Source organism: Peribacillus sp. NPDC097284 (assembly GCF_044761765.1).
Lineage (GTDB): Bacteria > Bacillota > Bacilli > Bacillales > DSM-1321 > Peribacillus.
Window position 1 is genome coordinate 114,083 of record NZ_JBIWCZ010000004.1, and the last position, 21,046, is coordinate 135,128.

The 21,046-nt window shown below is 38.5% G+C and carries 22 protein-coding genes; 7 read left to right on the forward strand and 15 right to left on the reverse strand.

Annotated features, from left to right (window positions below; all coding sequences use genetic code 11):
• Positions 1 to 143 precede the first annotated feature (143 nt).
• Positions 144 to 929, reverse strand: coding sequence for an SDR family oxidoreductase (locus tag ACIQXU_RS10455; protein ID WP_402989013.1), 786 nt, complete (start codon positions 927 to 929; stop codon positions 144 to 146).
• Between the two features lie 315 nt (positions 930 to 1,244).
• Here ACIQXU_RS10455 and ACIQXU_RS10460 point away from each other — a divergent pair, with 315 nt between their 5' ends.
• Positions 1,245 to 2,144 (forward strand): 3-hydroxyacyl-CoA dehydrogenase, encoded by a 900-nt coding sequence (locus ACIQXU_RS10460; RefSeq protein ID WP_402989392.1) that lies wholly within the window; start codon positions 1,245 to 1,247, stop codon positions 2,142 to 2,144.
• Between the two features lie 102 nt (positions 2,145 to 2,246).
• Here the strand turns inward: ACIQXU_RS10460 and ACIQXU_RS10465 are convergent, their stop codons facing one another.
• Together ACIQXU_RS10465 and ACIQXU_RS10470 are read right to left on the reverse strand one after the other, a co-directional pair.
• Positions 2,247 to 3,566, reverse strand: coding sequence for a sensor histidine kinase (locus tag ACIQXU_RS10465; RefSeq protein WP_402989016.1), 1,320 nt, complete (start codon positions 3,564 to 3,566; stop codon positions 2,247 to 2,249).
• A 1-nt stretch (position 3,567) separates the two neighbouring features.
• Complete coding sequence (locus ACIQXU_RS10470) at positions 3,568 to 4,254, reverse strand: response regulator transcription factor (protein WP_402871671.1); 687 nt, start codon at positions 4,252 to 4,254, stop codon at positions 3,568 to 3,570.
• Positions 4,255 to 4,484: 230 nt separating this feature from the next.
• Between ACIQXU_RS10470 and ACIQXU_RS10475 the strand changes: the two genes are divergently transcribed.
• A complete protein-coding gene (locus tag ACIQXU_RS10475; protein WP_402959006.1) occupies positions 4,485 to 4,691 on the forward strand; it encodes a hypothetical protein in 207 nt (68 codons plus the stop codon).
• A gap of 33 nt (positions 4,692 to 4,724) precedes the next feature.
• A complete protein-coding gene (locus tag ACIQXU_RS10480; RefSeq protein WP_402989018.1) occupies positions 4,725 to 5,729 on the forward strand; it encodes a DJ-1/PfpI family protein in 1,005 nt (334 codons plus the stop codon).
• A 215-nt stretch (positions 5,730 to 5,944) separates the two neighbouring features.
• Here the strand turns inward: ACIQXU_RS10480 and ACIQXU_RS10485 are convergent, their stop codons facing one another.
• Positions 5,945 to 6,532, reverse strand: coding sequence for a TetR/AcrR family transcriptional regulator (locus ACIQXU_RS10485; RefSeq protein WP_402989021.1), 588 nt, complete (start codon positions 6,530 to 6,532; stop codon positions 5,945 to 5,947).
• A gap of 129 nt (positions 6,533 to 6,661) precedes the next feature.
• On the opposite strand from ACIQXU_RS10485, the gene ACIQXU_RS10490 reads away from it, so the two are divergent.
• On the forward strand, positions 6,662 to 7,804 hold the full coding sequence (locus ACIQXU_RS10490) for a YhgE/Pip domain-containing protein (RefSeq protein WP_402989024.1): 1,143 nt from the start codon (positions 6,662 to 6,664) through the stop codon (positions 7,802 to 7,804).
• A gap of 110 nt (positions 7,805 to 7,914) precedes the next feature.
• Here ACIQXU_RS10490 and ACIQXU_RS10495 read toward each other — a convergent pair whose 3' ends face one another.
• The 6 genes from ACIQXU_RS10495 to ACIQXU_RS10520 form a co-directional block, all read right to left on the reverse strand.
• Complete coding sequence (locus ACIQXU_RS10495) at positions 7,915 to 8,454, reverse strand: DUF2812 domain-containing protein (protein WP_402989027.1); 540 nt, start codon at positions 8,452 to 8,454, stop codon at positions 7,915 to 7,917.
• Positions 8,451 to 8,768 carry a PadR family transcriptional regulator gene (locus ACIQXU_RS10500; protein WP_402989030.1) on the reverse strand — a complete coding sequence of 106 codons (318 nt, stop codon included), beginning with the start codon at positions 8,766 to 8,768 and terminating at the stop codon, positions 8,451 to 8,453. The genes ACIQXU_RS10495 and ACIQXU_RS10500 overlap by 4 nt, the downstream gene beginning before the upstream one ends.
• A gap of 738 nt (positions 8,769 to 9,506) precedes the next feature.
• A complete protein-coding gene (locus ACIQXU_RS10505) occupies positions 9,507 to 10,844 on the reverse strand; it encodes an MFS transporter (protein ID WP_402958996.1) in 1,338 nt (445 codons plus the stop codon).
• Complete coding sequence (locus tag ACIQXU_RS10510) at positions 10,828 to 12,462, reverse strand: PEP-utilizing enzyme (RefSeq protein ID WP_402958994.1); 1,635 nt, start codon at positions 12,460 to 12,462, stop codon at positions 10,828 to 10,830. Before ACIQXU_RS10510 ends, ACIQXU_RS10505 begins: the two co-directional genes overlap by 17 nt.
• Positions 12,463 to 12,484: 22 nt before the next feature.
• Entirely contained in the window at positions 12,485 to 13,384 is a 900-nt protein-coding gene (locus ACIQXU_RS10515; protein WP_402958992.1) for a PEP/pyruvate-binding domain-containing protein, read from the reverse strand.
• Between the two features lie 283 nt (positions 13,385 to 13,667).
• Positions 13,668 to 14,876, reverse strand: coding sequence for a TcaA NTF2-like domain-containing protein (locus ACIQXU_RS10520; RefSeq protein ID WP_402989033.1), 1,209 nt, complete (start codon positions 14,874 to 14,876; stop codon positions 13,668 to 13,670).
• A gap of 197 nt (positions 14,877 to 15,073) precedes the next feature.
• Here ACIQXU_RS10520 and ACIQXU_RS10525 point away from each other — a divergent pair, with 197 nt between their 5' ends.
• The 3 genes from ACIQXU_RS10525 to ACIQXU_RS10535 are packed head-to-tail and all read left to right on the forward strand — an operon-like array spanning position 15,074 to position 15,711.
• Positions 15,074 to 15,199 (forward strand): immunoglobulin-like domain-containing protein, encoded by a 126-nt coding sequence (locus ACIQXU_RS10525; RefSeq protein ID WP_402989395.1) that lies wholly within the window; start codon positions 15,074 to 15,076, stop codon positions 15,197 to 15,199.
• Between the two features lie 6 nt (positions 15,200 to 15,205).
• Positions 15,206 to 15,526 (forward strand): immunoglobulin-like domain-containing protein, encoded by a 321-nt coding sequence (locus tag ACIQXU_RS10530; protein WP_402989398.1) that lies wholly within the window; start codon positions 15,206 to 15,208, stop codon positions 15,524 to 15,526.
• Entirely contained in the window at positions 15,493 to 15,711 is a 219-nt protein-coding gene (locus ACIQXU_RS10535; RefSeq protein ID WP_402989401.1) for an Ig-like domain-containing protein, read from the forward strand. The genes ACIQXU_RS10530 and ACIQXU_RS10535 overlap by 34 nt, the downstream gene beginning before the upstream one ends.
• Before the next feature lie 280 nt (positions 15,712 to 15,991).
• Here ACIQXU_RS10535 and ACIQXU_RS10540 read toward each other — a convergent pair whose 3' ends face one another.
• From ACIQXU_RS10540 to ACIQXU_RS10560, 5 genes are all read right to left on the reverse strand, one after another.
• Positions 15,992 to 16,438, reverse strand: coding sequence for a hypothetical protein (locus ACIQXU_RS10540; protein WP_402989036.1), 447 nt, complete (start codon positions 16,436 to 16,438; stop codon positions 15,992 to 15,994).
• 229 nt (positions 16,439 to 16,667) lie between these two features.
• A complete protein-coding gene (locus ACIQXU_RS10545) occupies positions 16,668 to 17,579 on the reverse strand; it encodes a VanW family protein (RefSeq protein ID WP_402989039.1) in 912 nt (303 codons plus the stop codon).
• A 264-nt stretch (positions 17,580 to 17,843) separates the two neighbouring features.
• On the reverse strand, positions 17,844 to 18,653 hold the full coding sequence (locus ACIQXU_RS10550; RefSeq protein ID WP_402989042.1) for a hypothetical protein: 810 nt from the start codon (positions 18,651 to 18,653) through the stop codon (positions 17,844 to 17,846).
• The gene (locus ACIQXU_RS10555; protein ID WP_402989045.1) at positions 18,650 to 19,936 is read right to left on the reverse strand and encodes a hypothetical protein; all 1,287 of its coding nucleotides are present in this window, start codon (positions 19,934 to 19,936) and stop codon (positions 18,650 to 18,652) included. Before ACIQXU_RS10555 ends, ACIQXU_RS10550 begins: the two co-directional genes overlap by 4 nt.
• A gap of 428 nt (positions 19,937 to 20,364) precedes the next feature.
• Positions 20,365 to 20,898, reverse strand: a complete 534-nt coding sequence (locus ACIQXU_RS10560) for a YehS family protein (protein ID WP_402989048.1) — start codon at positions 20,896 to 20,898, stop codon at positions 20,365 to 20,367.
• Positions 20,899 to 21,046 lie beyond the last annotated feature (148 nt).

Consider the following 21,046-nt stretch of genomic DNA (forward strand, 5'->3'; position numbering starts at 1 on the left):
GGCATGAAACCCACATTTGAATACCTTTGGTTTTTTTGTAGGTAGTAGGTCTCTTCTATGTGGCGGTACAGGCGTGCCTAAAGACCACATAAAAAAAGCACTCATTTTGAATGGCTCAAAATGAGTGCTTTTTAGTCGTTTCATCAAATCTCCATGTCCCAACGATCCTGCTCGGTTTGCTTCATCTGTTTTTCCGTTTTTTCCGGATAGGCTGTACGGAATTTATGGTGGTCGGCCGGGATGATTTCAATCATCTTCTCGATCATGTCTTCCGGATCAAGTTGGTTCTTTAATCCCGCATCCTGTTTCTCCATATCTTCCTTCCGTGTAAAGTTGCGTTCCTCATCGAACCACTTCCATTTCTCCTCTGCAGCCCTGTCGTTGAAGCCCGTATTATAGGCACCCGGATTTATGGTCGCCACCTGCACCCCAAATGGCTCAAGCTCATCCTTCAAGGTTAACGCCATACCCTCGATGGCATGTTTGGTTGTCGCATATGGACCTCCGAATGGTGTCGTGATAATTCCGGCCATCGAACTCAAGAACACGATTTTCCCGCTTCCTTTTTTGACCAGCTTCCTTGCTGCATGTTGGACGGATTCAAGTGTCGCAAATACATTCACTTCGAAAATCGCCCGGAACCGATCCATCGGCACTTCCCCTAGTGCACCGCCTTCGTTGATAGCAGCATTGGCCACAAACACGTCAAAATCATACACATCAATCAGAGCCCTGTCCCGTTCATTCGTGATATCCAATTTGAGCACGTCCATATTCAGGCCTTGCTCCTGTGCTTCTCGCATTAGATCCGTTTTCTGGGACGTGATTTCGGTCGTCGCAATCACGTGGTGCCCTCTCTTCGCTAATCCTAATGCTGTTCCTCTTCCAAGCCCACTGCCTGCTCCCGTGATGAAAATCGTTTTAGTCATCTACTATTCCTCCTATCGATATTCTCTATTATTTCTTCTTCCCCGTTGCTATAGACCTAAACAAAATAACGCTTTTCCCAAGGGCAAAAGACAAATAAGTCAGGGTCTAAAAAAGGGATAACAAGGTTTTCAAAAGGACTTTATTCCCCTTTTTTGTTAAAATTAAATAGAACTTTAGACATGCATCCAAATTTGTCTTTGCGTTTATTAAGGTCGTTTACGGGAATACTTAAAAACATCAAGTCTATCCCTGCATTTCATTCATGAAAGCTTAAACAAACGAGGATAACTAACGAAAAAGGGGTTTTTACGATGATGAATTACAAAAACATCACAGTTGCCGGAAGCGGCGTTTTAGGAAGTCAGATAGCCTTCCAAACCGCTTACGTAGGAAAATTCAATGTAACGATATATGACATTAACGACGAAGCTTTAGAACGTGCCAAAGAAAGAATCACGAACTTGAAGCCGTATTATAAAGAAGATTTAGGGGCAACGGACGAAGAGTTGAATGCGGCTTATGACCGTCTTACTTTCCATTCCGATCTTGCAAAAGCTGTAGCGGATGCGGATCTTGTGATTGAAGCGATTCCAGAAGTCGTTCAGATTAAAACTGATTTTTATACGGAATTAGGAAAAGTTGCGCCTGAAAAAACCGTTTTTGCAACGAACTCTTCGACATTATTGCCAAGTCAATTTGCAGAAGCGACAGGCCGTCCCGAGAAATTCCTCGCCTTACACTTTGCGAATGAAATCTGGAAAAACAATACCGCTGAAGTCATGAAGCACCCTGGGACAAATGACCAGTTTTTTGATGAAGTGATTGATTTCGCAAAAGCGATCGGAATGGTTGCCCTGCCATTACATAAAGAGCAACCCGGCTATATCCTGAACTCTTTATTGGTTCCGTTCTTGGAAGCAGGCCAAGGACTCCTATTGAATGAAGTCGCCGACCCTGCAACCATCGACAAGACATGGATGATTGCAACAGGCGCTCCACTCGGACCTTTCGCCATCTTGGACGTAGTGGGAATCACCACCGCCTATAACATTGCCAATGCCAAGGCTCAAGCAGGTGATCCACATTTCGTAAAATTGGCTAACCTCTTGAAAACGGAATACATCGACAAAGGGAAAACAGGCAGAGCAGCAGGAGAAGGCTTCTACAAATACCCGAACCCTGCTTTCGCTAAAGCTGATTTCTTAAAAGGTTAATGAACATGAAGGAAAAAGCAGAAGGCGCTTAGGCACCTTCTGCTTTTTCATGGATGATTTGTTTCGATATACCTTCCAGCTGTTTGCGTAAAGCATGCTACACTAAGAGTTTCCCAAAGGTAACCAACCATTTAAGATTGCACCACCTTCTGGGTTATTTCCTACTACCAACTCACCACCATGCTGTCTAATGATTCGCTGAGAAATCGTTAAACCTAATCCTGCTCCTCCGGTTGAGCGATTTCTCGATGCTTCCCCACGATATAGTGGTTCAAATACTCGCGGAAGGTCTTCCATAGAGAACCCCTCCCCTGTATCTTGTACCGTAAAGATCACTTGGTTATCCTCTCTATTGCAAGTAATGAATATTTCTCCATTCCTAGGTGTATGCCTTACCGCATTATCTAGCAAGTTATTCAGGGCTCGTTCCAATAAGTGCGAATCACCCTTGATGTAGCAACCCATTTTTAAATGATCTGTCATGATAGAAATCCCCTTTTGCTGAGCCTGCAGGCGCAGACTTTCTATGGAGTTCTTGAGAACAAGACACAGATCAATCCTGTTTTCAGGCAGATTCACTTCTTGGTATTCCGTCTTAGCAAACGTGAAAAGATCCTCTACCAATCGATCCAACTGCGCCGACTTCTCCTTACATACCGCCAAATACTTTGCTTTCTTTTCAGGTGTATCAGCAATGCCTTGCTCTAAACCATCTAGGTAACCACGCAAAGCAAACAAAGGCGTTCGTAAATCATGTGCAACAGCAGTAATGACAAATCTCCTTTCAGCTTCCAATTCATCCTGTTTCTGAAAAGCTTTTTTTAGACTATCTACCATAATAGTAAACCCGTCATGTACCTCATCAATTTCTGAAATCCTTGATGAAGGTAACTGGATATCCAGGTCTCCCTCTCCAATCTGTCGAGCACATAGACCCGTTTTCTCCAAAGGAATGAGAATATATCTTCGCATTGCATAGGTAATGACCAAAATCGCCACGATTAGGCCAGAAATGACTGCAATTATTTGAGTCATTTTTGAATGATCTTGATAGATGACAACCCTTCCAAGCACCTGCCCATCCTGTATGATTGAAAACTGTTCCACGCTCGCAGAGGACGGCCCTCGGTCAGAGTCCGATTGAAAAATCGCCTGATTAGATCCGGATAGTATCGACACGCCCATGTCTGCTTTCTCTAAAAGCCCGCTTAATTGGTCTTGCCAAGCAGGACTTTTCCATTTATCAGTATTTGTTTCAATCAAGTGAGTTATCGCTTCCATATTCTCCTGTTGTGGTTCATCCATTCCAAGATTGAATGACTTTGTTTCAAGAATATGCCCACCTACATAAAACACCCACGGGAAAGTAAGGATAATGAGTAGGCAGAGGATGGTGAAATGACGAATTCGAATGGTTTTCATTTTATTCTCCTTTGAAACGATAGCCTATACCCCATACATTGACTATAAATTTCGGTTCGTTAGGGTCCGCTTCAATTTTCTCCCGAAGTCGACTTAGATGGACACGAATAGTATGTTTGTCCCCAATCCCTTCCCAAAACTTTTCTAGTAATTGCTCGTATGTAAAAACATATTTCGGATGTTCCGCGAATAATTGCAGTAAATCATACTCTTTCGGTGTAAGCGAGATGGGCTGCCCTTCTATAGATACCTCTCTTGTGGATAAATCCAACGAGAGGCGTCCATAATCCAAGACCTTCCCCTTTAACTCTTGCTGAGAACTGGAGCGACGTAATACCGCCTTCACTCTTGCAACAATCTCACCAGGCGAAGCGGTTTTGACTATATAATCATCTCCTCCAAGTGCAAGGCCTCGTATCTTGTCTACATCATCACTAAGCGCACTCAAAAAAAGAATCGGGACGTTGCTTTTCATACGAATCTGCCGACATAACTCAAAACCATTTTGTCCCGGCATCATGATATCAAGGACAAGGCAATCAATTCTACATTGCTTTACCACATCAAGCGCCTGAGTAGTATCATAAGCAAGTTTCACCTGAAATCCCTCATTTATTAAGAAATCCCTCAATAATTCAACAATGCTATGGTCATCGTCCACAACTAAAACGGTATGTACATCCTTCACAAATCTAATTCCCCTCTCTAATTGGCTCCCCTATATACCATCCTTACAATTTGATTCAATTTTATCACTTTTTTGAAAAAGGAAACGTTTTAGGATGGATTGTGATTATTTTGTGATTGTTTCATACCATTTTTTGAGATATTTAACGGTTATTCTTTAACTGTGAAACAAACTTCAACTATTGTAATGTTTCGTTCCACAATTCTAATAACTTCGAGGGGGATTTAATAATGGGTGTTGAAGATCAAAGTTATTCATTTTTTCCATTTGGTGCATTGTTCTGTCTTACACTATTTTGTTTTGTAGCCGTTCGCATATTCGCCATACGATCTCGTTATAAGGATTCCAATCAACTTACCCATCTAAAAAAGCTGGTAAGCAAAGGGGAAATGACAGAGGCCGAATACCAAAGATTTAAAGAACTTCTTACTAAATAGGAACATAGGAAATTCAGTTATGGAGGAAAAATTATGCATATCCAAATTGTATTGTTTGATGGATTTGATTTATTAGACGCTATTGCACCTTATGAAGTGTTTACTGCTGCTGGGATGTACTTTAAAGATGACTTAACCGTAACACTCGTTTCTGCAGAAGGGGAACGAATGGTGACAAGTGGAGTGAATGGTTTACAAATTGAAGCAAGTGGGAAACTTGACGTAACACGTAAAGGAATCATTCTTATTCCGGGTAGCTCTGGTTCTGTTCATGATACTGGAGCCGAATCGATACCAGTTAGGCTCCAGCAAGCATCTGAAACTAACTTGAGACAATTATTAAAACAAGCCATCGGAAATCCAGATATATTGCTATCCACAGTTTGCGGTGGTTCCCTTATATTGGCCATGAGCGGCTTATTAGAAGGTCGGCATGCCGTTACCCATCACATGGGAATGGGGCTTTTAAGTACTACGAATGCAATTCCTGTTCATGCTCGAATTGTAGATGATGGGGATATTGTTACTGGCGGTGGCGTTACTTCTGGACTAGATGTTGCCCTTTACCTGGTTGAGCGAGAATTAGGCCCACTTATAGCCCACGCGGTGGAACAGCTGTTTGAGTACGAACGTAGAGGTACGGTTTGGAGAAATGAAGGAAATGTACCGAAAGAAATCCGACAGGAAAATGATATTGGAGTGACAAGTGATGAGTCCGTTATCCCAACTGATTCAAGAGATGACTTCCAAGGCAATTGGGATACCACAATCTCCACTCCTATTGGAAAAATCCCGATTTTATTACATGTAACCTATCAAAATGGGAAACTAGTAGGTACAGCAAAGCAAGGAGATGGTATTGTCACAATGGACGATCCCGTACTAGAATCGAATCAATTAAAGTGGTCCATGAAAGTGTCTAAGCCCATGCGCCTTAATTTGAATTTCAGCGTTTACGTAGATGGAAACAAAATGATTGGTGAAGCAAAAGCAGGGATGCTCCCTACATCAAAGTTAGTTGGACATCGAGTTGGATAACATGGGGTGATAGGAAGCCTAACCGTTCATATCCCTGAATAACGCGTCCTATTCATATCGTACTTGCTATTACTTCTCTTATTACTGGACCCTCCCATAATTAATCCACAGCGGGATTCAGGTAATGACTAAACGGCTTGAGCTCTATGAAATTTCAGAGCTCATGTCGTTTTTTTATTTTTTCTACTATTAATTAACTGTCCTTTCGTATCTGGTTATTTCTTTTGAATATAGGAAATGATATCAATATATAATTCGGTCATTTCTTGAGGGGGTTTATCTAAATCATTTTGTACCCATTGCTCGATCAATCCTAAAAAAGCAGACGTAATGAAGGATAGAAAGTAGTCCATGGGCACTTTTAAATTTGATGCATGGAAGCTTTCATTTTTCTCTAAATTAACACGCACTTTTTCGGAAAAGGCATCTCGAAATCGAAGGTGGAAACCTGTTCTCCCATGATTGCTTAAAAATATCTTTAATAAGGGCGCATGCATTTTAATGGAGCTAAATAAGGCAGCCGCTAATTGCTCCTGTCCTTTTTCAAACGTATGAGTCGATGAATAGCGCGATTGCAATTCATCAATATGATTGCCTAAGTCCTCAAACAACTGCTGTTCGATTCGATCTAGCAAATCGAACTTATCTTGATAGTGCAAATAAAATGTTCCACGGTTAATTTGTGCCGTTTTCGTAATGTCCCCTACCGTAATTGAATCAAAGGACTTTTCTTCTAAGATATGTATAAACGACGTTTGAATGAGCTGTTTAGTTTTTCGATTTTTCTCTGCATACATGCTCATCATCATCACCTCCGTCCTAAAATTGAACAATCTGTTCACTTTTGTTCATTGCTTATATGGTCCTAAAAACTATAAGATATATACATACCACTGAACAACATGTTGAAAATTGAGAAAGGATGATATACATTGAGACTATTTAAAAATAAACTAGCATGGGCTGCTCCCATCGCGGTTATATTAATTATCGCTCTATTTTCGGTAAACTTATTCGCCCAAGGTAACCCGAAAGTAAGAAATTTACCGGTTGCCCTGATTGTCAATGATGAAGGAGCACATGTAGACGCTGTCCAATCAGCCGTTGAACAAATGAGTAAAGGCACGGATGGCGAAGAACCGATGTTAGCTTTTACAAAGGAAAAAGAAGAAAATATTGAAGATCTATTCGATGATAAACAGTACTATGCCGCATTGGTCATTCCTGAAGGCTATAACGATAGCTTACAAAATGCCGTGAAGTATAACAAATCAGCACAGTTGAAAATTTATATTAATCAAGGATATAACATGACGGGTGCTAACTTTGCGAAAACTGCATTAAACGGCTTAGTTACCCAATTAAATAATCAATATTCTACAAATTTCATCAAGCAAATGGATGGTCAACAAATTGATGCAGCCCAAGCAGCTGTATTAGTGAACCCAATCGTTTCCGAAGAAAAAGTGTTTAATGAAATCACAGCCTCAACGGCAAATGGTAGTGCACCAACATTAATGGCCGTACCTGCTTGGGTAGGTGCCTTAATCGGCGGTTTCATCCTATTCTTAGCCATATCAAACATCACTAAGAAAGAAAACTTAACACGCAAACAAACATTACGCTTAATGGGTGGTCAAGTATTATTCGGCGTGATCATCGCCCTATTCTCTGGCTTTACAGTTTCGACATTAGCGTCCATCGCCGGTATTAACATGCCAAGTTACTTACTAGTTGCATTCTTCGTATCGTTTGCAGCATTCTGTTTCTTCCTATTAGTATCAGCCATTACGGCTTGGATCGGTAAACCAGCCATCACGTTATTCATGGTTGTCATGCTTCTAGGTATGGGTGTATTAATGACACCACTAGAAATGCTACCCGATTTCTTCGTGAACTTCATTCGCCCTTGGGTTCCAATCCGCTTTGCGTCTGAAGGATTACGTGAAATCTTCTACTTCGGTAGTGGCTTCTACACTGGTGGTTCGTTCATCACGATTGCAGGAATCGGTATTGTCGGTTTAGTGATTTACCTGCTGTCTATTTTCAAACCAGCACCTAAACAAAACGACTAAACCAAGAACTTGTGAAGCAATCCCTTGATTAAATGGTTAGGTCTGAGTTCGATATTTTATCGGACTCAGACCTTTTTTACTTTCTCCTAGAATTCAATGGATGTGTTAGCTCATTCAAAAAACTGCTGGCTTTTCTTCAATGCTCTTTTTCGCTGAATGATTTTTATAATGGGAATGGCGATAAGCAATGCTACGGCAATGTTAAGAATACCAACAGCTGAGTTAAAGAACTCCGGCAGCGATTGATCCCCTAAAATACCTACGTTCACAATACCCGACCAGACATTTATAAAAAAGAGTAAAAGAAAAATATTCAACATGCGCTTATAATAATCGATCCTTGATTGTGTATCTGTATATAGTTCAAACGGACCTTCAGATGCTACCTTTTTCATGTACACCCAACCACCAAATTCATGAATAATGGTAATCCCACTGTCTTCAAGCAAGTCAAAATAATCCTTCATCTCACTTTTAGACTTTCCCATGATAAATTCATTACGGTAAAGGAAAACACCAGGCTCCCCCTTCGTAAAGGTGAACCGCCCCAACGAAAACTTCTTTAGGTGCCAACCGTGCACTGCCATCTCATTGATCCACTTTTCTTCTTTTTCGTAATCCAAGTAAAAGCGATACCTTACTTTCTTCACAGCTGGTTCTCCCCTTTCGTAATGAGTAAACCGTTATGATACAACTCATGGAGTCGTTTCATTTCATTTTCCACCATCATCTTCCCAGCATCCGTAATAACATATTCCTTTTTTCGTCCATCCTCATCTAAAGCAACAATCCACTTTCGCTTAACCAATGTCTTAATCGCACCATAAATCGTTCCAGGACCAAGCTCAACACGACCATCGCTAAGTTCGGAAACAAATTGCATAATCCCATACCCATGCCTTGGTTCATATAAAGATAAAAGGATGTAATAAACACCCTCTGTCAAAGGAGCCTTATCTTCCATCATTCCCCCACCTATCGTCTAACGTTATATCGACTGTTGATACACTTATTGTATCAGCGGCCGATATAACTGTCAATGATATACATATTTAGTTTTTGTTTCTGGATAAGGAGCGTGCGTTTAAGATTCAGGTCAGGGATAAGGATTATATCTATGAGGTAACAAATAGTTGAGTGGAACGGAAGGCACGAGACTCCTGCGGGAAACGCGCGTCTACGGGAGACACCGCAGGCGTAAGCCAAGGAGGCTCGCGGACCGCCCGCGGAAAGCGAGTGCCTGGAGTGTAAATCAACGTCCTCATATTCATTCACGACTTAGGAAAACAGGGTTCGATTTATGAGGTAAAACATAGTTGATTGGAGCAGAAGGCACGAGACTCCTGCGGGCAAAGCGCGTCTACGGGAGACACCGCAGGCGTAAGCCGAGGAGGCTCGCGGACCGCCCGCGGAAAGCGAGTGCCTGGAGTGGAAATCAACGTCCTCATATTCAACATTCATGACTTTAGGAAAAAGGTTCGATCTACGAGATAAAACATAGTTGATTGGAATGGAAGGCACGAGACTCCTGCGGGAAACGCACATCTACAAGAGAACCCGCAGACGTAAGCCGAGGAGGCTCGCGGACCGCCCGCGGAAAGCGAGTCCCTGGAGTGGGAATCAACGTCCATATGGTACAAACCATAAAAAAAGTAGACAAACCGATTTTCAGGTTTGTCTACTTTCTGAACACAGCAAAAAGCTATGAGATGTGTGTGTTTGCATTCTTTTCTTCTTTTTTCACACGGATGAACATGCCTTTCGATACAATCAAGCCTAATATCGAAAATGCAATCAAAATATACATAGTCACTGAGTAATGAATTTGTAGGCTGATAATGACCGATGCGGCTATTGAACCGAAGTAGCGAAACATGGAATAAATACCGGAAGCTACCCCTGTTAATTCCTTCGCAACGGATTCAAGAGACGCCGCTTGCATGGAAGGAACGCCCAATCCCGAGCCAATTCCACCTAGAAATAAAATCAAACCAGCAAAGACTAATGTATCAATCGTTGGAAGGATAACATATAATCCTAATGCCAGAATTAATAGGCCAAAAGATATTCCAACGGTCCTACCCTTTCCAATCTTGCCTTCTACATATCCACCTAGCCATGATGCGATCGAGATAGCTAACGAGAATACAAACAAAAGAAGTCCTATCGAACCGATAGAGTATCCGACATCTCTTTCTAGCATCATCGGCATTATTAAAATGGTGCAATACATGATGGCATTGTTCAGTAGGATCGATAGATTTGCACTTGTAAAACTAGCGTCTTTAAACAGTGAAAAATCAATGATTGGATGGCCATATCGCTTCTCTCTATATACGAATAGAACGAAAGATAGGAAGAAAATCAACCAAAGCCAAACATTGGTGTACCATTCATTTGTCACAATCAGGACAAGGACCGTTAAGAATGTACCTAATAGAATGGACCCTTGAATATCTAATCGGGTATGGCTTTTCGGTTCGATATTCGGTAGGTATTTATAGGCAATAAGGAAGGACAAAACCGTAAAGGGAATGTTTATCCAAAAGGTGGACTGCCATCCCCAAGCTCCAATCAGGAAAGCACCAAGAAGTGGGCCGAGTGCCGCCCCAATGGACATCGCAAACCCAAACACACCGAATGCCTTGGTTAACTTTGACTTAGGTGTGATAAAGCGAATGATCGCCGTTCCATTAGGCGTAATCAAGGCCCCACCCAATGCTTGAATGCCTCTACCAATGATCAATACCAGTAAATTAGGTGCATAGACACATACTAACGAAGCCACTAGAAATAAAAGCAAGCCGAGTAAGAACAATTTGCGTGTTCCATACATATCCCCGAGTTTTCCTGCTATTGGTTGGGCTACGATCATGATAATGAGATACACCGTCACAATCCAGGAGACATTTGCTACATTCGTCTGAAAGGCGTCCATGATCGTAGATAAACCTATCGTTATCATTGTAGAATTCAACGGGACTAGAAAAGCCCCCGTTAATATCGCAAGCAAAGGAATATTGTTACTTTTCTTTAACAATGTACACGACTCCATTTGTTCCATCCACACGTACGATATCACCATCTTGTAACATCTGCGTTGCCACTTTTGTACCTAAAACAGCTGGAAGCTTGTATTCACGGGCAACCGTTCCGGCGTGGGACAGGATCCCACCTGCATCCGTGACAACAGCTCCGGATATAGAAAATAGCACGGTCCATGGTGGGAGTGTTGTTTTACAAACGAGTACATCCCCCTTCTGAACTTTAGAAAAATCATTCTGATCCCGAACGATTTTCACCGTACCCGTATGGACTCCTTTTGAGGCTGCATATCCTTTAAAGCTTTGTTCTTGTTCATCCACTTCCGCCGCTCTTGTTCCAAAGATTCTTTCGATGACAGGCGCCGCTTCCTCTTGTGGGGGCACACCGTATGTCTGAGGAATCTCTTTCTTTGAATTTTGTTCATGTACAGCCTTGCGCTCAACAATTTTGGTGGTTATATCCATTGGGCTATTTACTAACTCCACTAACTCATCCAGGTATAAAAAGAAAATATCCTGTTTCTCTTCGATTGCTTTTGCTTCAACTAAGAGTGCTCCTACTTCCAGTAATACCATTCGAGCTTTAGCCGGAAGCATGGCATCAATGTAGAAGTGATGATCTTCATCAACACCCCAATAGGCTAACGCCCAGTCATGGATCTGCTTGAACCTTGCTTTTACTTCACTCTCCGGGTACTTCTCTAACAAAGCGGATACTTTATGTTCGCGTTCCGCTACAACACGTGCAAATTCTTCATCAAAATCGAAGTCTTTCTTCATATATTCCGAAATGACAGCTAAGGCATATTCAGGATTCTCCACCCATGTTTCATCAGAAAACTCATGGGAATTCGCGATGCGCCACCCATAAATTTCTAACGTATCTTGAACTTGGTCCAGGAAAGTTTGGCCTGCAGGAGATGCTGTAAGCTCCGTCACTAAATCTTCATTAGGAATGGAAGTAAAACAGTTCGACACTTCAGGTGACGCCATAGCCACCTTCGCAAGCTTCCATAAAACTCGATCCGTCTCTAATGATTTGTTCATCACACCTTCAAGAAGGTCATACACATAAGTCGTATTCGTGTCACCCGTTAAATTCTTATAGGCATCTTCTAAAAGTAACCCAACAGAACCTCTAGGCATAACAACCTCAAAATGAATCTCCCAGGCGCGTTTAAAAAATTCAAATAATTCTATAAGGATTCCCCTTGCCTCTGCCAAAGTAAAGCTATTTTTACGATATTGGTCCAGTGTGTTAAAGTACGGGATTAACTCTTGATTCATATAATTCCAGAATATATCACTTAAGTTTGGCAACAATGCTTCTATAGCCGTTGCATTTTCTTCCAACCGTTTTCCAATATCCCCTTGATAGGAAACGGTATTCTGATAATAGTGAGAATCAGAAATTTTAATTTGGAATTGATGGATGGGAAGTTTCAATGTTTCATAAGCCTTTTTTGTCCCTTCTGTAACGGCTGGTGCCATATAAGACGCAAACAGGGGAGTTAAAGAACCGGGTAAATGCAATTCATCTAGAAACCAAAATCCATTTTGTTTATCTTCTTCGTTCAGCATTAATTCTTTTCGGAAATTTTCAATATTCAACATATTTTTCGCACTCTCCTTGATTCTAAGATGTAATGGGTCTAGATTGAAGAACGAAAATCATGTCATCTTTAATGGCAAACTCTATATCAACGGGAAATTCGTAAAATTCCTCTAATTTACTTGTTACAGACTCCAAAGCTAAAATGCCTTTTTCATTAAGACAGAAGGAGTCACTTTCTTCTGGTGTCGTTTCCACTTCAATGATTTGATTATTAAGAGGCAATATCTTCACTTCTTTTAAACCTAAGTCTTTCATAATTGACTTTGTTTCTTTATTCACTATGAAAGTATCGGGGGTCACTATTCCTGAAACTATCGATTCACCCAAGCCGTAACTCGCATTAATGATGATTTCATTAGGATCTTGAGTAATGGGATTCAAACTAAAGATCACTCCGGCTACATCCGGGAACACCATTTGCTGAATTAAAATCCCCATCGGAAATGCATCTAAAGAAATATCTTTTTGTGTCGCATATTCACGAACACGATCGGAGAACAGGGATGCCCAGCATTGTTTGACTGCATAAAGCAATTGTTCTTCCTCACAAACGTTCAAGATTGTCTCATATTGACCGGCAAAGGAAGCGTCTTTTAAATCTTCAGCAGAAGACGACGACCTAACGGCGACCGATAAGTCAACGGATCCTGTCAGTTCCTTCAATTTTTCATAGGAAGATAGAACTTCCTTCTCTATTTCTTTTGGAAGAGGAGCCTTCATGAACACGTCAATAAATTCCTCTTTATGTACTTGGGTTTGTAAAGAATGTTCTTTCATGAAAAGTTTCAAAGCATTTGCTTTAAGAACAAATCCGTTGGGGATATTTACACCCTCGTTTATGATGTTTGCTAAGTGCAATGCTTTAGACCCAACTTCTAGTAGTGATTCTTGGTTAGCTTCTTTTAGGAATACTGTAAACACTGAAAAACAAACCCCTTTTCTTTATTAACACTATAATGATAGTACAAAATACGCAGTAGGATTTAACCACTTTATTTATTAAACTCTAATTTAGTATACTTTGCAATCTACAAAAGAATAAATACTCATAAATTACTATTTATTACAGATAAGATATTAATAGAGTGAGGGTAGATTTAATAAAAATACAAAAAGTGAAGAGGCAGAAATGTTGATTTAATAACATTTCTGCCTCTTCACTTTTCCGTCGTTTTACTTAAAAAGGTCGTATTGCATAACTATATTAGTCTCTTTTGACTTCGGTTGAACTAAGAAGCTCATTTACAGCTAACTCTCCATCCTCCAAAAACTTTACCTTATGAACACTATTAAAATTCTTATACTGTATTGAGCTATCGCTGCCTATTATTTTATACGCTGCATATGTCGCTACTTCATAAGTGGATTCATCTACCTTTGATATCTTTTCCACCTCAAGATTCATAAGTTCTTCTGTAATATTTTTTTTGTTTAAATGGGTTGTATACTCTTTTTGTTCTTTATATGTCTTTCCACTCGGATCAATGTACGGTTCTACAAGCGAAAAATCTTTCCGATTAATTGCCGTAACACTGGCCTCTATATATTTTTTAATAAAAGAGCCAACCTTACTTGCATTATCAGCTTCTGTACCTGAAGATGTTTCGTTATTCGATTCAGAATCAGCACTTGCAGGAGAAGAAAATACTTCTTCGTTAACAATTAATGCTAAGCTAGCTTTATCTGATCCTGTTAATACTGGAATAGAGTAACCACATGATCCGGAGTAATCCATTAAATCTGATGAAGAAAACTTATTTGGGTATTGAGTTACACAATTATTCCCTACTTCTATATTCCAATCTGTATGTAATTCACCAGCAAGCTCTTCAACTATGCTAACTACTTCTTTTGCCCATGTGTTTGTAGGATCTATGTCGCCATCATCATAAAGAGAAAAAATACTTTCCAAGTCTTCTGATGGGATATTTTTAGCTTCAAAGTATAATGTATTGTTATTATGATTAATATCCCAGTCACCGACCGTGATGTCCTGTCCTTCACTAACGATTCTTAGTCTTTCTAATTGCTTTGTATAACGTTCTAACATTACCTCTTCATCATTATTCGCTATTTTTTCTCCATTTTCCTCTTCATCGTCTAAATGGGGATTGGGACCTTCCTCATTAGACTTCTCACTTGAACTTTCAACAGCCATTTCCGGCTCCTTTAAAGCATTCACAACAAAATATGCAACAACGCAAAGCAATACCATACCGATAATAGAAAAAGTGATAACTTTTGTTTTCTTATCAAGTAGTATGTTGTTCTTCCATACTATTGACCTTTCTTCCTTTAGCTTTATTGAAGAATTAGGCATTGAATTTGCTTGATTTTCAGGCCTTGTTCCGCAATTTGTACAAAAAGCTTGACCAAATTCTAGTTTGTGACCGCATTGGGTACAATATTCCATTATAAGATTTCTTCCTTTCTCTTACCCCACTACCAATTATTTCATTAATATATACTATTTCATTTTTTTTGGGAAGGAAAATAGTAATATAATAATTTTCTATTTGGAAGAAACTTTATACAAAAGAAGCAGATTAATAAAACTAAATATGGATTGAGTCAATATTTTGGACACAAAAAAGTTAAATCTTAAGCTGTATCTCTGTTTCTGGTATTGTGAATACCAAAAAGGCTGGTACCTATAAGCTCACTTATTCTGTTACCGATAAAGTAAAGAATAAAGTAACAGTTACTCGTACAATTACCGTTATTGATATAATCTAGCCTAATATCTCTGGTGTTCAGAACACACAAATCAATTTTAATGACGAATTTAATCCCTTAACAGGTATTAGTGCTTCTGACAATAATGACGGTGACATTACTGAAACTATTAAAACAAGTGGTTCAGTAGATACAAACATTGAAGGAAAATACTTAGTAACATATGAAGTAGTAGACGCAAGTGGAAACACAATAGAAGTACGACGAGCAGTCCCTGTAGAAAAAATTGCTGTCTCAAAAATTGAAATTATTGCCCCTGTTTCTATTAAAAACGCAAAGAATCAACAGCTAATATACATCCAGAGAACGCCACTAATCAAAACGTAGTCTGGAATAGTTCTGATGAATCAGTCGCTACAATTGATAAAAATGGTGTATTAAATAGTTTATCAGAAGGTACAATTACAATAACATCAACAATTGAAGGAATTAGTACCTCAAGAAAAGTAACAATATCGGACGTCCGAATTTATATTTATATAAATCTAGCTCTTCTACTATTAATAATGTAATTAAGAGTTTATCAATAACCCTTCTTAATTTAGAAGCCAAGGAAAATGTGTCTATTGAGCAAGTTCAAATATATAAAAAAGAATCTCTATATAAAAAATTTTCTAAAGAAGCTCTCAAAAACTTAGGTAACACTACAGTTAAACCGTCATCGAACTGGGGGCTAAATATGAGTACCAAATTAAGTATTTGGTCAAATCAATGTAAAGTTATAGTAACTATCAGAACTGAAAATAATAAATCTTATCAATACTCTATTGATATCTAAAACTCTACTCTTTCTTATTCATTATCCCCATATCGGTTTTGCTTGCCCAACCAATCGTTTGCTTCTCTCCACTTAAGCTTTTTTGCTGCAATCCAACTCACGCTAGTTTCAATTCCCTTTTCAGGATGAAAATTAGAGTCATCCGCCCAATAAAAATTGCGGTTACATTTCAAAATAGTGGCATCTCTGATAATTGAATCATAATTTTCTGGCGTCGGGATAATATGAATACCCGTTACACCTTCAAAAAGCAATTCAATTGCAGATGGATTGCTATATTGACGTTGAAATAACATTTTTACATTTGTATCTAATTCTCCAGAAACAGTCATGGAAAGATCTACATCTACATAAGTTCCTGTCCACATATGCATTTCCCTCAAGCATCCATCATGAAAATAACCGAATCGCTCTAGCAAATCCTTGCTATCCGATTCCTCCTTCAATTCAATCCAATTCACCTCTATTGTCCTCCAATAACATTTGTCTTCTTATAATAATTCGTCACTAAATGATACCACTCCTTTTCAGACAATATTAAAACCCACTTGAAACACTTTATTTCAAATGTTTAAGGCTTTTCTTTAATACACCAGACTTACTGATAAAACCATTATAGAACTCTCGGATTCGATTAGTTAAAAAGCGACTGCTCATCATCAAGCAATCGCTCCCTCATTGATTTCTTTATTATGGATCGATTTTGATTTCTTTCGGTAACTTAACTGGAGCCTTGGGAACTTCTTTTTGCTCGTTATTAATCACGTCAGAGGAGTAAAGTGTAACAATCATACTTCCTCCATATCGTTTAGCCCTAATCAAAACTGGTTGGTTATACTTGTTTTGAAAGCGAAAGTCAGGTCCATACCAGCTTACCGTAGCATCCCGGCCGGATGGAACATATGGTACATGCCTGCTATGGGAATACCGCTCGACAATTCGTAGCCCTGCACGGTCGACAGCATTATACAAGGTTGATGACACCTGACAAATCCCTCCACCAACCCCTTCAGACAATTCACCTCTAACGATAATGGGAGCACTCATGTACCCCTTGCCTTTAGACCTCTTCCCTACAACTTGGTTAAAGGAGAACGTCTCATTAGGAAAAACAACGTGATTGTCAATTGCTTTTGCGGCAAGTGAGATATTTTGCGAACGACTTTTATTGTTAGAATTAAAATAAGTCACGTACTGACCAATCTTTTGTATCCGTATGTTAGCAAGTAACTCACTATCCACTTTTGGATAAACATCCATTTTTGGTACCTCTATCTTGGAAGAACCTTTACCAAAGAAATAGGCATAAAACTGCTCCTTTAATGCCTGTCGATATAGTTTATACCCTACCTGTCCTGGGACGATTTTCCCCTGACTGTTGATTCTAGCATCTATAGGGGCCCTGTAGATTCGTTGATCAAGCTTATCGATGAATGTACCAAATTTTTCATCATCAATCATTGGCGTACCAGGAAGGGGCAGTGTGAAATTTTCACGGTTAACACTAGCTATGGGTTGCCCTTGTTGGGTCACTGTTAAGCTGTCAGAAAGCTCAACAGGTTGAGCAAATAATAAAAGACCAGTCATCCATATATGTATCATAAGTTGGTATACCTCCCAACATTAGTATGAACGGGAGGTTGTCCTTTGATGTAATTCTTCCATTTATATTGTAGACGTATAAGTAGTGACAGCGTGTATAAAGCAAAAGGTACGACTGTCCTTACGCGAAAAGGCTTTACTTCTTAAAAAATGGAACAAAATAAAAAAATTTATACACAAAAAGGCTCAAGCTATAAGAATTTATCCTTATCACTCAAGCCTTCATTCACACGTTATGCAAAGATTGAAACCATCAACTTTGATTTATTCAGTTATAAATTTAATATATGCTCTATCATCAAAGCTTAATTGACCTTCTTCTACACCTTTCGTTGATTTATATCGCTTGTAACATAAAGGATCTTCCACTAAGATTTTCTTTAAATATCCTTCACTTTCTTTTAACGTACTAAATAGCCTCGGGTAACCATCACTTCCTAAAATAACTTCCGCGCCACTTTCAACGGTATATACATTTAAGTAGGCGCTATTGATAGGTTGTCCGTTTAGTACACCGTATGAAAACTCACTATTTTTATTTTCTAAATATAATTGTCTCTGTAAAAATACGTTGATTGCTTCTCTACTTAACGTATTTATATAATTAGTATCTCCCTTTAAATTGTTTTCTATAAACGAATCAATAAAGAGGGCTCGTATATTAGCAACATATTCATCTACTATCTTCGTATGAGGGTAATATTGTGCATTGATTATACACTGGCAATCACCATACGACCAAACCTCTTTATAATGCTTACTATAAATAATCAAGGATGCTCGTAAATACTCGTTAATTGAATTAGAAATATTTCTTTTAGCGAACTCATGTTTAAATAAATTATTAATACTGTTAAGTAAAGCTATATTCGAAATATCACTTGGTATTTCTTTTAGCAAATTTATAATTAAATCTTTTGCATATATACCGCTTTTATGACCATTCCAGAGTAATTCTCCTTTAGACGTAACACCATCAATTACAGCGATAAAATCATTACTTATAAAAATACCATCTTCACACAAAGACTGATCTACTTGTTTTCCTACTAAGCTTCTCTCCACAATATTCATTTCTTTTCACGTCCCTCAAGGTAATTCATTAAAATTACAATGGCCGCTGAAGCACTTGGCATTGTTAAATATGATCTACCCCCAAAAATAATCATTTCTGGCGTTATATAGACTTCTTTTAATCGATTACGATCAATGAAAACTAACTCATTACCATCCATTGCTAATTTAGTTTGCAAATACGCCTTCTCTGTTTTCTTTATAGCATTTATAAAAGTTTCATCCACTTCCTTTGAAGATTTAGAAGTTTTCACATAAAACAATAGCTGCGGCTTTCCACCTTCTACTAAATCTCTGTATATTGCAATAATGTTTTTTGATGAAAAATTAAAATCTTCTCGTTCCAGCTTTAGTTCATCATGTATTTCTTTAATCATACTTTCAACTAAACCATTCTCTGTAAACTCTTTGTCTTCATTAAGCGCGTACATTGTTTTTAATGATGCTCCAACACTATTCCCCAAAGTTCCCTTTCCAATTGAAACATTGTTACTGCGATTTACGAATACAATTTTACCGTCTGATGTTTCTACAAAGCCATTGAAACCTAAATGGTTTGAAAGCTTAGATTCTTTTAGCGGGTTTACGTAGGGACCGAAATCGTAAATTTCACGATTACTACTTTTCAATCCCCATTTATAATCCATTGCCCGGTTCGTAACTAAAGAATCAAAATAAGTTGTTCTTGTAGTAATCAACTTTAAACTATTTGTTGCTTTGTCATATTCATAATCACTTAAACGGATATTTAATTGGTTATATACGTCTGAGAACTCATGTGCATGCATAATCGTTTCATAATTTTCTTTTATACGTTCTGGTAATTCGTATTGCTCTTGAGGTTTGTCTTCAATTTCAAATTTAGCATCATATAAAATGCGCTCTATAATGACAGGAAATTTCACCTTGCCATCTTTATATTTTTTTAACGTTTTTCTATATAAAAAACGGTTAATTATAGCAGTATTCTTATACTTTATTAAATTCTTCTCGCAAGGATACTGTTTAATTAAGTAATTATAGTCATCTGAGAGCTTATTAAAATCCTCAATTTTCTTACGAATGAATCTAGAAATCGATGTTTTGACCATATTTACTATAAATGCAACGATAACCGCTAAAAATACCGTTACATCGACTTTACTAAAAAAGTTTTGACCATTTAAACCTAATGAGAAATAGATAGCTACTAAAATTGCTCCCATGAACAACACTTCAATAACTGTTTCAGTAAAAATTTTATTAATGGTTCTATAGAAAGATTTCCTTAACCTTACGAACATGCTAGTCATAACTCCTTACAGTAATTAAATTTATATACGCATAATTCAGTACATATTTATAGCCTATTTGGTTGCATATTAATTTACTCTATATATTATACTTCTTAAATTGACTGCAAAATACAGTTTTGTATATATCAATAACTATTATGATACGGTTCTCCCTATTTAACGCTTTCTGATATTTTGAACTCCTCTTCAACCCCGTTGAACAGGAAAATTAAGATGTTCTTAACTTGAGAGTTCCCAAGAGCATTGTGTATATATCCTTTTTTAAATAAAATTTCAGGAACTTATGCCCATTAAAACTGATAAATCAACCCAATAAAGTTATACACAAAAAGGCTCAAGCAATAAGAATCTCTCCTCATCACTCAAGCCTTCATCCACATCTTATGCACAACTTGAAACAATCAGATGCGTTTTACTTATCCCCGATATTTCAACGTTAACCCTTTTAAGAAATTACGAGCATATCTGTCGCCGCACTGTTTATAATTCCGATGGCCTTCTTTTCTAAGAATGGCGCCTAATTCCCCTTTGGTTATGTTGACTCCTGCATCTCCCAGGATTTCAATCATATCCTCGCTTGTTAGCGTGAGCGCGATTTTCAATTTCTTAAGAAGGACGTTGTTCACACTTTCCTTGCCTGTTGGTGCCGGGCTCTCTGATTGTCCCGGTTTTGGCTCTTGTTTGCCTCTTTTGAAAATGATCAGGCCATTCAAAAAGGACTCCATCATCTTGTTATTGCATTTGATTGTATCTTCTTCGTCTTCATATTCGTAAAAGTCGACTTCATCATCTTCGTATTCGTCATAGTCGTCTTCTTTTGGCTTGGTCAGCATCTCCATCACTTCTTCTTGTGTCACGTTCACGCCGCCAAGTTTGAAAATCTCTACCATATCTTTATTTTTTATATCGAGAGCATATCGTACTCTGATTAAAATATCATGATTATGCATCCATAAACCTCCTATATTCGCACCCTTTTCAGTAGCTTCCTCTTTATCATTGCCCGAGTAAATTCTTCCAATACTAAAAACGAAGGCAACTGAAAATCCGAGAATCGTTTACAGATTCCCGGATGCTGTAAGTGTACTGTATGTTTTA